The following is a 13,001-nucleotide window of genomic DNA, read 5'->3' on the forward strand; positions in this document are numbered from 1 at the left end:
TTATGCACCCCGTGCCCGGCCGCTTCAGCGGGTGCCTGTGGCGGTGAAGCGCTCGGTCGACGATTGGCTCGAGGCCCTGTTGCAGCGCGACCCGAACCGGATCGAGCCGGGGGTCGAGCGTTGCCGTCGTATCACCCACGACCTGTTGGGCGATCGGCCCGATGCCTGCGTGCTCACCGTCGGCGGTACCAACGGCAAGGGGTCGAGCGTGATGATGGCCACCGCGATCTGTCGTGCGGCGGGCTATCGCGTTGGCAGCTACACCTCGCCGCATCTGGTGGATGTGCGCGAACGCTTTCTGATCGACGGCGAGATGGTCGAGTCGGCCGCGCTGGTTCGTGCCTTCGAGCGCATGGCCGGCCATCCGGACAGCGAGGTGTTGACCTATTTCGAATGGCTCACCGTGGCCGCGTTTCTGGTGTTTGCCGAGGCGGCCGTCGATATCTGGGTGCTCGAGGTCGGGCTGGGCGGTCGCCTGGATGCGGTCAATGCCCTGGATGCCGATCTTGCCCTGATCACCGCAATCGGGCTGGATCACCAGGACTGGTTGGGCGAGGGGCGCGAGGCGATCGCCCGCGAGAAGGCGGGTATCCTGCGCCCCAATCAACCGGCGGTGTATGTCGATCCGCAGCCCGTCGAGGCAATCCGGGAGTCGGCCGCTCGCATTGGTGCGGATCTGTTGTGTCACGGCCAGGATTTCGCCGTTTCGGCCAGTTGTCCGCGATCGGCGACCGAGACTCGGCCGGTGTTTGGCCTGGTGCGTGACGGGCAGACCGTCTGCCTGCCGCAGCCCGCGCTGATGGGGCGTCACCAGTGGGATAACGCCGCGGGTGTCGTTGCGTTGTTGCAACACCCGCGCAGCCCGCTTGCCATCCCGGATGAGGCCGTCCGGGACGGGTTGGCCGCGGTGCGATTGGCCGGCCGCCTGGAGCGATTTTCTGATCAGGGACGGACGGTGATCTTCGACGTAGCCCATAATGTCGAGGCGGCCCGCACGCTCGCCGCCGCGCTGGCCGACAAGCCGGCTGGCCGGCGATTGGCGGTGTTTTCGGCATTGGATGACAAGCCGATCGAAGCGATCGTGGCGACGTTGGCCGGCTGCTTCGATGCCTGGTGGGTTGCCCCGCTCAAGGAACCACGGGCGGCGGACGTGGGTCGCATTGAGGCGGCCCTGGTTCAAGCCGGCGTGAAAACGGTGCACCGTGAAGCCGATCCGGCCGGTGCGTATAATGCCGCGCTTGCCGAGGCCCGGGAGGGGGACGAGATCCTGGTGTTTGGTTCGTTCCACGTAGTCGGTCCATTGCGGGCGCGACTCGATACGCGAGAGAATGCGGGGCATTGACGCCAAGCCCCGTTGCAAAGAGGACGCCGTGGCAGAGCAAACCGAATCAAGCTGGACCGAATCGCGCTTCCGCCAACGATTGGTGGGGGCCTCGGTGGTGGTGGCGCTGGCCGTCTTGCTGTTGCCCTTGTGGCTGGATGGCAGCGGCATCGACAGCCTGAGGGTGCAATCGGCGCCCGAAAAACCCAAGGTGGAAGGCGCAGAGCGCATCGAGGTGCCTCAGCCGCCGGGCGAAACGGGTGAACCGCTGCAGAACCCGCCCAGCTCGTTGTTTCCGAATCAGACACCGATCGAGGCGCGCGAGCAATCCGAGTCGGGGGCCGCAGCCATCGAGTCCGATGCCTCTCCATCGGAGGAAAGCGAAATCGAGGCGGCCGCCGCTCTTGAGGAAATGGCGGAAGACGATGACCCCTCGGCTGCCGCCCGCGAGCCCGAGGCCGCCGCTGGCAGCGATCGCCAGGTCGAGAGCGAGCCGAAGCCGGCTGAGTCGAAGACGCCAGCGGCGGATGACCCCTCGGGTGATGTCGAGTCCGCCGCGCAGGAGGCGGAGCCGGCGTCACCGGCGGGCAGTCTCCCGGAAAGTTCGGCCAGCGGGGAATACGTGGTGCAGCTCGGCAGCTTCTCCGACGAACGCAATGCGCGTGCGCTGGCCAAGTCGGTCGAATCGTCGGGGTTTGACGTATCGGTCACGCCGTTGTTCTCCCAGCAGGGGACGGTCTGGCGGGTGCGTGTCGGCCCGTATGCCACTCGCGATCTGGCTGGCGAGGCCACCGAGCGACTACGTCAGCGTATCGGTCGGGACGGATTGGTGATGACCAAGTGAGCCAGGCTGGAAACGGGGTGACGGACACGGCAGGGAGGCAGCCATGACGATGGTCGACTGGATATTGCTGGCGATCGTCCTTATCTCCACGGCGATTGCGCTGGTCCGCGGTTTCGTCAAGGAGGTGATTTCGCTGGTCACCTGGCTGGCCGCCTTCGGCATTGCATTGGCGTTCTCTCAGACGGCGGCGGTGTTGGTGCCCGAGGCGGTGGACATTCCCTCGGCACGGGTGGCGATCGCCTTCGTGGCCCTGTTCGTGGTGGTATTGATCCTGGGCGGGATCATCAACTGGGCGATTTCCAAACTGGTGGAAACCACCGGTCTGTCGGGCACGGACCGATCGGTGGGCATGGTATTTGGCCTGTTGCGCGGCGTGCTGATCGTCGCAGGACTGCTGCTCCTGGGCGGATTCACCGCCTTGCCGCAGGAAGCCTGGTGGCAGGCCTCGACGCTGATACCGCACTTCCAGGTGGTGGCCGAGTGGCTGCTGGCGGTCATGCCGGCCGATGTCGCCGCCAACGTGCAGTGGTGACAGTGACGCTTTCAACAACGTGGCGGCGTGCAGGATGCGTGTTGCCTTCGGGGACTCCCCGAACTGCGCCGGAACGGTCGTCCGACCGCTCCGGCGTCGCCGTTTCGGCCTCGGGCGGGAGGGCCCGGGCCGAGGCTTTTCGACTTTTTGCACGGTTACATACCGAGGTGGTTTGACGCATGTGCGGCATTATTGGGATGGTGGCGAAATCGCCGGTCAATCAGGCGCTGTATGACGGGTTGACCGTCCTGCAGCACCGCGGTCAGGATGCGGCGGGCATCCTCACCTGTGACGAGGAACGGCTTTTTCTCCGCAAGGAAAACGGTCTGGTCAAGGACGTCTTCCACACTCGTCACATGCGCCAGCTGATGGGCAACATGGGGATCGGCCATGTCCGTTACCCGACGGCCGGCTGCGACTCGTCTGCCGAGGCCCAGCCTTTCTATGTCAACGCGCCCTTCGGCATTGCCATGGGGCACAACGGCAACCTCACCAATGTCGACGAGTTGCGCGCGGCGGTGGTTGCCGAGGATCGGCGCCATCTCAACACGAACTCCGACTCCGAGGTGCTGCTCAACGTCTTCGCCCACGAGCTGGGAGCGATTGCCGAGACGCGTCCCTCGGCCGACGACGTATTCGCGGCGATCACCAACGTGCATCGCCGCGCCCGTGGCGCCTACGGCGTGATCGGCCTGATCGTCGGCGAGGGCGTGTTCGCCTTCCGTGATCCGCGCGGCATCCGGCCGGTCTGCTACGGCAAGCGCGAGACGGAGCATGGCACCGAGTACATGATCGCCTCCGAATCGGTTGCCATCGAGGCCGGCGAGTTCGAGCTGGTGCGCGATCTGGCCCCCGGTGAGGCCATCTACATCTCGCGCGAGGGCGAGGTCACCCTGCGCCAGTGCGCCGACGATCCGCAGTACGCCAGCTGCATCTTCGAGTACGTCTATCTGGCACGCCCCGACTCGATCATCGACGATGTGTCGGTGTACCGGGCACGCATGCGCATGGGCGAGATGCTGGCCGAGAAGATCCAGCGCGACTGGGCTCACCACGATATCGACGTGGTCATACCCATTCCCGACACCAGCCGGACGGCGGCACTCGAGATCGCGGTCAACCTCAATCTCAAGTACCGCGAAGGCTTCGTCAAGAACCGTTACATCGCGCGGACGTTCATCATGCCGGGGCAGGCCAAGCGCAAGCGCTCGGTGCGCCAGAAGCTCAACGCGATCGATCTGGAATTCCGCGGCAAGAACGTGCTGCTGGTCGATGACTCGATCGTGCGTGGTACCACCTCCAGCGAGATCATCCGCATGGCGCGCGAGGCGGGTGCCAAGAAGGTCTTCATGGCGTCGGCGGCCCCGGCGGTGCGCTACCCGAACGTTTACGGCATCGACATGCCGGCGGCGGACGAGTTTGTCGCCCACAACCGGGATGTCGAGGCAATTCGCGACATCATCGGCGCCGATGACCTGATCTACCAGGATCTCGATGACCTCAAGGAGGCCGTGCGCCTGGGCAACCCGACCCTGGAACAGTTCGACTGTTCCTGCTTCACCGGCGATTACGTTACCAACGACATCGATACCGCCTACCTCGACAACCTGGCAAGCAACCGCGCCGATAGCGAGCGCGACAAGGCCAACGGTGCGGCCGGGGCGTCACGTCGTTCCCGCGATATCGTCTCCGTCGGTCTCTACAATGACCAGTAACCGACCGGCGGGTCGGTGGCTTGTCGCGTGTTGGTTTGCCCTGTTCGCCACCATGGGGGTGGGGCCGGTAGCCGTAGCCGCCTCGGGCGGTGAGGGGTCATCGATGAGCGCCGCCGAGACGACAGTGCCCGATCGCGTGGTGCGCTCGGCCAGCGCCATGGGCAAACGCCTTGCCGACAGCGGCCAAGCGGGTGAACAGGCCCTGGTCGTGGACGTCCCCAGCCAGCAGCTCTACCTGTTTGAGTCCGGCGAACTGGTCGGCCACTTCCCGGTCTCGACCGCCGAACGGGGTGCCGGCAATCGGGAAGGCAGCCTGCAGACCCCGCTGGGGCTGCATCGGGTGGACGAGAAGATCGGTGCCGGTGCCCCCCGCGGCATGATCTTCCGTGGCCGTCGCCCGACCGGTGAGCTGGCCGAGATCCTCGAGGGGCCGGACGAGCGTGCCGCGCGTGACGACGTGACTACCCGCATCCTGTGGCTGCAAGGCCTGGAGCCGGGCGTCAACCAGGGTGGCGACGTCGATTCCAAGCAGCGCTACATCTATATCCACGGCACCCCGGAGGAGGGACGCATCGGTCGTCCCGCCTCGCATGGCTGCGTGCGCATGACCAATGCCGACGTGGTTACCCTGTTCGACCGCGTTCGCGAAGGCACGCTGGTCGACATCATCGAATAACAACCGACGAAAGCCGTTTTTCGGAGACCCCATCCATGCCCGATTATCGTTCCAAGACCACCACCCACGGCCGCAACATGGCCGGTGCCCGCGCCTTGTGGCGCGCCACGGGCGTTAAGGACGACGATTTCGGCAAACCGATCATTGCGATCGCCAACTCGTTCACCCAGTTCGTGCCCGGTCACGTCCATCTCAAGGACATGGGTCAGCTGGTGGCGCGCGAGGTGGAGGCGGCCGGTGGTATCGCCAAGGAATTCAACACCATCGCCGTGGACGACGGCATCGCCATGGGTCACGGCGGCATGCTCTACTCGCTGCCCAGCCGCGATATCATCGCCGATTCGGTCGAGTACATGGTCAATGCCCACTGCGCCGACGCGCTGGTGTGCATCTCCAACTGCGACAAGATCACCCCGGGGATGCTCAACGCCGCCATGCGCCTGAACATCCCGGTGGTGTTCGTCTCGGGTGGGCCGATGGAGGCGGGCAAGACCCGTCTGTCGCCGGATTCCGACGAGGTGATCAAGCTCGATCTGGTCGATGCCATGGTGAAGGCGGCCGACGACTCGGTGTCGGACGAGACGCTCGCGCAGATCGAGCGCTCGGCCTGTCCGACCTGCGGTTCCTGCTCGGGCATGTTCACCGCCAATTCGATGAACTGCCTCACCGAGGCACTGGGCCTGTCGCTGCCGGGCAACGGCTCGCTGCTCGCCACCCACGCCGATCGGCGCGAGCTCTTCCTTGAGGCCGGCCGTCAGATCGTCCGCCTCGCCAAGGCCTACTACGAGAACGACGATGCCTCGGTCCTGCCGCGCTCGATCGCCACGCGCGAGGCCTTCGAGAACGCCATGGCGCTCGATATCGCCATGGGCGGCTCGACCAATACCGTGCTGCACCTGCTGGCCGCGGCGCGCGAGGGCGAGGTCGCCTTCGACATGACCGACATCGACCACATGAGTCGCAAGATCCCACACCTGTGCAAGGTCGCGCCCAGCACCGCCCAGTACCACATGGAGGACGTCCACCGCGCCGGCGGCGTGATCGCGATCCTGGGCGAGCTCGACCGCGCCGGTCTGCTGCACAACGACATCCCCAATGTGCACAGCAAGACCGTCAAGGAAGGGCTCGACCGCTGGGATATCGCCCGCGACACGGCCTGCGAGGAGGCCAAGAGCCGGTATCTTGCCGGTCCCGCGGGCATTCCCACCCAGACGGCGTTCTCGCAGGACACCCGCTGGCCGAGCCTGGACATCGATCGGGCCAAGGGCTGCATCCGTGACTACGAGCACGCCTACTCCAAGGACGGTGGCCTGGCCGTGCTGTTCGGCAATATCGCCCGCGACGGCTGCATCGTGAAGACCGCCGGTGTCGACGAGTCGATCCTCAAGTTCACCGGCCGGGCGCGCTGCTTCGAGTCGCAGGATGCCGCCGTCGAGGCGATCCTCGCCGACCAGATCGTCAAGGGTGACGTGGTGGTGATCCAGTACGAGGGCCCCAAGGGCGGGCCGGGCATGCAGGAAATGCTCTACCCGACCAGCTACCTCAAGTCCAAGGGGCTGGGCAAGGACTGCGCGCTCTTGACCGACGGGCGCTTCTCGGGCGGCACCTCGGGCCTCTCGATTGGCCACGCCTCGCCCGAGGCGGCCGCCGGCGGCGAGATCGCGCTGGTGGAAGAGGGCGACACCATCGTGATCGACATCCCCGAACGCACCATCCACCTCGACATCAGCGATGCCGATCTGGCCCATCGGCGCGAGAAGATGATCGAGCGGGGCGAGGCGGCCTACAAGCCGGTCAATCGCGAACGCTACGTGAGCCAGGCGCTCAAGGCCTACGCGGCCCTGACCACCTCGGCCTCGCTGGGCGCGGTACGCGATCTCTCGCAGATCGGCGTGAAGTAAGCGGTGACGGTCGGGACCTACATCCCGCCGCATTTCCGCCAGGACGACCCGGCGGGGCTGGCCGAGGTGGTGGAAAACCACCCGTTTGCCGCCCTGGTCCTCGCCGACGAACAAGGGCAGATGCCGTGCGTGCATCTGCCCTTTTTGCGTTTCGGCCAGCGCGCGCAGCCCGAGACCTGGCGGTTCGAGTCGCACTTGGCGCGCGCCAACCCGGTCGCCGAGGCACTAGCCGACGGGTGCGAGCTGCCCGCCATCCTGATCTTCACCGGCCCGGATGCCTATGTCTCGCCGCGTTGGTATGTCGATGCCCGCGAGACCAGTGTGCCCACCTGGAACTACCAATCCGTGCACGTGCGCGGTCGGGTGCGCCTGGCCGGCGAAGGCGTGCCCGGTTGGCTCGACCGGCATCTGCACGACCTGATCGACACCCATCAGGCACGTATCGGTGGGGACCCGTTCGACTGGGATCACCTGCCGGAAAAGCAGATTGCCGGCATGAAGGCGGCGATCGTGGGGATCGAGTTGCTGCCCGACCGGATCGAGGGCATCGAGAAACTGGCGCAGAACAAGACGGCGACCGACCGTGATGGCGTGATCGACGGGCTACACCGTCGCAATGATGCCGAATGCGAGGCCATGGCCGACCTGATGCGCTCGCGGGAGCCGTGAGCCCCGGTTGGGTGTTCCGACGGTGAGCTACGACGCAGGGCCCAGCGACGCGATTCCCTGCGACGCGATTCTCGGCGCGACTGGTCTATAACCTCCTGATGGTCATGCCGTTCCTTCCTGGTTATGGGGAGGGCCTGAGGCCCCTTGTCACGATGCCTTTCCAAGGGAAAGCGGGGAGTTACCGATGAAACGACGTCAAGCGATCGGCCTGATCCTGGTGGGCGGCCTGTTCGCCAGCCGGTCGGCCCACGCCGATTTTGCGAGTGACCTGCTCAAGCGACTGCAAGGCGGCTCGGAGGGCGCGAGTGGCGACAACCCCTCTGGGTCGAGTTCGGCCGTGGCGGATCTGAGTCAGGGAGAAATGGACCAGGGCATTCGGCAGGCACTCGACAAGGGTGTCGACGTCGCCGTCAGCCAACTGGGCCAGCACGGCGGGTTCCTGAACGATCCCGCGGTGCGTATTCCCTTGCCCGGCCCCTTGCAGCAGGTCGAGGGCGCGTTGCGTACCCTGGGGCAGGGCGGACTGGCCGACGAGTTCGTCCAGACCATGAACCACGCCGCGGAACAGGCGGTGCCGGAGGCGACCGAGGTATTCCACGGTGCGATCAAGCGCATGAGCCTTGCCGACGTGCGGGGCATCCTGGAAGGGCCGAACGATGCGGCGACCGAGTACCTGCGCCGCAGCAGCTCGGAGGAACTGACCACGCGCTTTCGCCCGATCGTCGCGTCGGCGACCAACCAGGCCGGTGTGACCGGGGCCTACAAGAAGATGATCGACAGCGCCGGTCCGATGGCCCGGATGGCCGTGGGGGACACGGACCTCGACGGCTACATCACGGACAAGGCGCTCGACGGCCTGTTCCTCAAGATCGCAGAACAGGAGAAGCTGATCCGCACCGATCCCGCGGCCCGCACGACCGACTTGCTCAAGCAGGTGTTCGGCAAACGCTGAGGGGTTGGCCCGGCCGGGCGGGCTCGCCCATCGAGGCCCTTCCGAAATTTATGTCAGCGGCGGGCTTGCCCGTTATGCCGACGCCGCATGAGCAACCGGGGCAGCCGGCGCAGGAAGCCGGCGAGCAATCGCAGGTGCATCCAGATCAGCAGGCGGTTGTCCCGCCCGTAGCGAAAGTGCGAGACCCCGTCCTCCTCGGCATCGAAGTAGCGCACCGGGGCATCGACGTTCACCAGCGGCAAACCTCGCCAGGCCAGGCGCACGGCGGCCTCGGGGTCGAAGTCGAAGCGCCGCATCCAACGCGCGTCCTCCATCACCGCGACGAGATCGTCGATCGGATAGATCCGCATGCCGAACAGCGAATCGCCGATTCCCGCCCAGAGCGTTTCGAGATTCGCCCAGAAATTCGAGATCTTGCGTCCCTGAACGCGCAATGCCGGGGCATCGGCGGAGAACACGGGGCGGCCGAGGACCAGTGCCTCGGGGTGCTCGCGCGCCGCCTCGACGAAGGCGCCGATGCACGCCGCGGGATGCTGTCCATCGGCATCCAGGGTCAGGGCATGGGTAAAGCCCGCCTGTCGTGCCGCCCGCACTCCCGTCAGCACGGCGGCACCCTTGCCATGGTTCGTCTCGTGACGTAGCAGCGTCACCGACTCGTGCTCGGCCACCAGATGGGCTAAGCGTTCGACGGTCGCCGGGTCGCTGCCGTCGTCGACCACCCAGACGGGCAGTCCACCGCCTGCCGTCAAGGCAGAGCGCACCGTTTCGTCGATACGTGGCCCCGGGTCGAAGCAGGGGATCAGGATCAGGGGGTGAATTGGTGTCGGGGCGTTCATCGCGCGTCGAGCTCGGTGGCAAAGCGATTGCGCCAGGCGGTGGCGGCCCGGTGTGGGTTCGACTCGAGGAGGTCCGGATGCACCGCTAGGCGCTCGACCCGCAGTCGAACCGGTAGCTTGGGTAGCTGCCAGGCGGGCGTCTGCTTGGTCAGCAGGGGACGGTCGTAGCGAAAGACGAAGGCATGCAGGGGCGCGCCTGCCTGGCGGGCAAGCATGAACGGTGCCGGCTGGAAGGGACCGAGTCCGGCCGCATCATCGCCCGGGCTGCGCGACCCCTCCGGGAACATCAGGACGTGGCAGCCGCTGCGGATGGCGGCACGTGCGCCGAGCATCATGTCGAGTGCGTGATCATTGGGCAGGTAACCCGCCAGCCGGGCGGGCAGGGCAAACAATGGGTTGCGCAGAAGCCCGGCGCGCATGACGCAGATGATGTTCGGGGCGTGTGCCAGCACGATCAGGGCGTCGAGCAGCGAGGGGTGGTTGGCCACGATTACGCCGGCCGGGGCACGCTTGAGGGTATCGAGTGGTCGGCTATCGACCCGCAACGCCCCGATGGTGACCAGCCAGAGCCGGTAGGCGCGCATCGCGTGATGAATGATGCGACGCGCGGCGAGCCGGCGGGTGGGGCCGGGTAGCAATGCCACCATCAGGGCCAGTGGCAGCCAGCCGATCAACAGCACGGCAAGACCGCCGTGGCCCAGTGGCACGGCGATCACCCGGTGCAGGGCGCGGGCCAGCGAACCGAGCCCGGTGCTCACAGCGCCGGCCACACGGTGTCGATCGCCGCCGTCCCGTCCCGGGGAAGGCGCAAGGTGGCCTCGATCTCGACCAGCAGGTCCTCACGACAGATGTCGGCCTGCAGGTAGACCTGTTCGACCCGGTCATCCAGCCAGCGGTCGATGCACTCGCGCACCGGTACCAGGTGGGCCGGATGACGCAGGTAGATCCGCAGGAGGCCGGTCTCGTCCCAGGCGAACCGGCGTGCCGGCGCGTCCCTTCGGGCGTTTGCCTGCTCGAGGACCGTCTCCAGGTTGGCGATCGTCTCCTCGGTCTGCTTGACCACGTCGTCGTGGTGTCGGGTCTCGTGGCCAACGATCGAGGCGGTGCCCGAGACGAACAGCCAGTCGTGCCGCGCCCCGCTCGCCAGCGCCGCCCGCGCGAACAGGGGGCTTTTCGGACCGTAGCGCACAGGGTAGTTCCAGGCGCTGACCTGGCGGGGATTTTCGATCCGTTGGGTGGGCGTGGCCGCGGCCAGATAGAACAGACGCCCCTTGGTGCCGTCGGGGCTCCCCAGGGCACAGGCGGCCGGGGCCGAGGCCGACGGGGCCTGCCCGGCGTGATCGAAGGCCGCCGCGCGCCCCTGGTTGAACAGCCGATAGCGTTCCAGCCCGCTGCCGGCGTCGATGGCATTGATCTCGGGGAGGTAGTGCCAGACCCGCCAGAGGTGCGGAGTGCGCGCTCGGTCCAGCCGCTCGAAAAGCCGCCCGTAGGCGCTCTCCGCGCCGAGGGCCAGTCCCTCGGATTCGTCGATCGGTAGGTTGCCGAAGACCCAGCCATCCGCGTGGGCAAAGCATTCGCCCCCTTGCTGCTGAAGCGTGACCTCGCTCGGGGCGAGAAACACTTCCACCGGGTCGCTGTCGGCGTCGTCGAGCCGGGTGAGCGGCAGGGTGCCGATGCAACCGTTGCCTTCGCCGTGGTTGCTGTCGGGCAGGCAAAGCGCGGCCAGCAGCCGGTCGCGCGCCTCGTCGGGCAACCGAGATGGACGTGCCCGTGCCGTCATCCGCGTGTGTCGGTTTCGCCGGACAGGGGTTGGACCTTGCGACGGTGGGCGCGCCAGTCGGCGAGTGACCGGCGCAACCGCGCGATCGAGGTGACGTAGTAGATCGCCTTGAGGATCCGGATCGAACGCCAGATCGGCGTGCCGCGATGGATGTCGGCGGCCAGCAGCGAGATCAGGGCCTCCTTGACGCGGAAGAAGTTGCGCGGGGCCATGAACAGGTCGCGCATCACCGGCTTGGTGATCCGGTAGATGAACCAGGAGAACTCCTTGGGGCCGCGACGCACCTGGCGGTCGTAGGCCTTCAGGGCCTGTTTCGCCCGGGCCGGCTCGCGCAGCACGGTGTCGATTGCATCGGCGCCGAACACGCCGCTCTGCATGGCGAGCATCACGCCGCTGGAGAATACCGGGTCGATGAACATGAAGGCATCGCCCACCAGGATGAAACGATCCCCGTGCGTGCGGTCGGCCGAGTAGGAGAAGTTGCCCGTGGCCTGCACGTCGCGCACCAACGAGGCATCGGCCAGGCGGCGCTTGAGTTCCGGGACGGTGTCGATGTTGTCGAACAGGAACTGCTCCAGGGAACGGCCCGCGCGGGTTTTCATGTGATACGGCCAGGTCACCATGCCCACGCTGGTTACCCCGTTCTTCAACGGGATGAACCAGAACCAGCCGTGGTCGAACCAGAACAGGGTGATGTTGCCCTCGGTCTTGCCCGGGTTGCGCTCGGCGTCGCGGAAATGGCCGAAGACCGCCGCGCTGTTGTGCTTGCGGGAGCGACGCTTCCAGCCGTGACAGTTGGCGAGGAAGGTGTCGCGGCCGGTGGCATCGGCGACGAAGGCCGTTTGCCAGATGCGCTGATCCCCGTGCTCGTCGCGGGTGGTGACCGTGGCGTGGTACTCGCGCCCCCGCTCGTCGGTTCGGGGGGCATCATGAAAATCGATGTCGACGACCTTGGTGCCCTCGGAGGTGCGCGCGCCGTGGCGCTCGGCGTTGCGGAACAGGATGCGATCGAATTCCGCGCGCTCGACCTCGTAGGCCTTGGGCATCGACTTGTCCCAGGCATCGCCGAAGTTGTAGGGCTGGACGTGGTCGTGGGCCGGCGAGACGAACTCGGCCCCCCACTTGTCGATCCCGATCTGGGCGATCTCGTCGGCCACGCCCAGGGTCTCGAACAGCTCGAGGTTGGCCGGCAGCAGTGACTCGCCGATGTGAAACCGCGGATGGTGTTCCTTTTCGACCATCACCACGTCGTGTCCCTTGCGCGCCAGCAGCGTCGACAGGGTCGAGCCGCCGGGCCCGCCCCCGACGACGAACACGTCGCAATAGCCGCCCTCTGCGACAGGCGGGGCGTGTTCGGTGCCCCTAAGGGGAAGATCGGGGGAGGCGGTAGCGTCCTGGGCGTGCATGCGGTCGGCCTTCGTGGCGATGGTCGGTGATTCGGGGGCATGCCGGCCGGTCAACTCCTGACGGCCCTGGCAGCGGGTCGACATGATCGGAGTCCGGGCAGTTCGCGTCAACTTTGTTGGTGTGGCGAACCATTCGCGTGCGGGGGATGATGTCCACTGATCGGCGCGGCGGTTGGTGTCGCTTGAACGCCGAGGTCTGGCCGTGCGATAGTCGCGCGCTTCGAGGAAACTCGGCACGAACCGGTAGTGCCGCTGCGAAACCGCCCGAAAGGGGATCGCGGGTGCGAACAAAACCGCAAGCCAGAGGCGTTATCGAATGGTGGAGGGTTTCCTTTAGCAACGGTGGATCAACGGATCGCCGCAGAGACA

At 66.5% G+C, this 13,001-nt stretch carries 12 protein-coding genes; 8 read left to right on the forward strand and 4 right to left on the reverse strand.

The features are described 5' to 3' along the window. Positions 1-43: 43 nt before the first annotated feature. The 8 genes from SR882_RS05950 (at position 44) to SR882_RS05985 (ending at position 8,610) form a co-directional block, all read left to right on the forward strand. Positions 44-1,342 carry a bifunctional folylpolyglutamate synthase/dihydrofolate synthase gene (locus tag SR882_RS05950; protein ID WP_322520345.1) on the forward strand — a complete coding sequence of 433 codons (1,299 nt, stop codon included), beginning with the start codon at positions 44-46 and terminating at the stop codon, positions 1,340-1,342. Between the two features lie 28 nt (positions 1,343-1,370). Continuing rightward, entirely contained in the window at positions 1,371-2,165 is a 795-nt protein-coding gene (locus SR882_RS05955; protein WP_322520346.1) for an SPOR domain-containing protein, read from the forward strand. Between the two features lie 43 nt (positions 2,166-2,208). Continuing rightward, a complete protein-coding gene (locus SR882_RS05960; protein WP_322520347.1) occupies positions 2,209-2,697 on the forward strand; it encodes a CvpA family protein in 489 nt (162 codons plus the stop codon). A gap of 179 nt (positions 2,698-2,876) precedes the next feature. Then, complete coding sequence (gene purF, locus SR882_RS05965) at positions 2,877-4,412, forward strand: amidophosphoribosyltransferase (RefSeq protein ID WP_322520348.1); 1,536 nt, start codon at positions 2,877-2,879, stop codon at positions 4,410-4,412. A 103-nt stretch (positions 4,413-4,515) separates the two neighbouring features. Further along, positions 4,516-5,088, forward strand: a complete 573-nt coding sequence (locus SR882_RS05970) for a L,D-transpeptidase family protein (RefSeq protein ID WP_407653297.1) — start codon at positions 4,516-4,518, stop codon at positions 5,086-5,088. Between the two features lie 35 nt (positions 5,089-5,123). Next, complete coding sequence (gene ilvD, locus SR882_RS05975) at positions 5,124-6,989, forward strand: dihydroxy-acid dehydratase (protein ID WP_322520349.1); 1,866 nt, start codon at positions 5,124-5,126, stop codon at positions 6,987-6,989. A gap of 3 nt (positions 6,990-6,992) precedes the next feature. Beyond that, entirely contained in the window at positions 6,993-7,658 is a 666-nt protein-coding gene (locus tag SR882_RS05980) for an FMN-binding negative transcriptional regulator (protein ID WP_322520350.1), read from the forward strand. A 184-nt stretch (positions 7,659-7,842) separates the two neighbouring features. Further along, positions 7,843-8,610, forward strand: a complete 768-nt coding sequence (locus SR882_RS05985; protein ID WP_322520351.1) for a DUF4197 domain-containing protein — start codon at positions 7,843-7,845, stop codon at positions 8,608-8,610. A gap of 53 nt (positions 8,611-8,663) precedes the next feature. Here SR882_RS05985 and SR882_RS05990 read toward each other — a convergent pair whose 3' ends face one another. The 4 genes from SR882_RS05990 to SR882_RS06005 are packed head-to-tail and all read right to left on the reverse strand — an operon-like array spanning position 8,664 to position 12,716. Further along, a complete protein-coding gene (locus SR882_RS05990) occupies positions 8,664-9,446 on the reverse strand; it encodes a glycosyltransferase family 2 protein (protein WP_322520352.1) in 783 nt (260 codons plus the stop codon). Further along, complete coding sequence (locus SR882_RS05995) at positions 9,443-10,204, reverse strand: lysophospholipid acyltransferase family protein (RefSeq protein ID WP_322520353.1); 762 nt, start codon at positions 10,202-10,204, stop codon at positions 9,443-9,445. The genes SR882_RS05990 and SR882_RS05995 overlap by 4 nt, the downstream gene beginning before the upstream one ends. Then, positions 10,201-11,226 carry a chorismate transformation enzyme, FkbO/Hyg5 family gene (locus tag SR882_RS06000; RefSeq protein ID WP_322520354.1) on the reverse strand — a complete coding sequence of 342 codons (1,026 nt, stop codon included), beginning with the start codon at positions 11,224-11,226 and terminating at the stop codon, positions 10,201-10,203. Before SR882_RS06000 ends, SR882_RS05995 begins: the two co-directional genes overlap by 4 nt. Next, on the reverse strand, positions 11,223-12,716 hold the full coding sequence (locus SR882_RS06005) for an NAD(P)/FAD-dependent oxidoreductase (RefSeq protein ID WP_322520355.1): 1,494 nt from the start codon (positions 12,714-12,716) through the stop codon (positions 11,223-11,225). The genes SR882_RS06000 and SR882_RS06005 overlap by 4 nt, the downstream gene beginning before the upstream one ends. Positions 12,717-13,001 lie beyond the last annotated feature (285 nt).

The organism is Guyparkeria halophila, assembly GCF_034479635.1.
Lineage (GTDB): Bacteria > Pseudomonadota > Gammaproteobacteria > Halothiobacillales > Halothiobacillaceae > Guyparkeria > Guyparkeria halophila.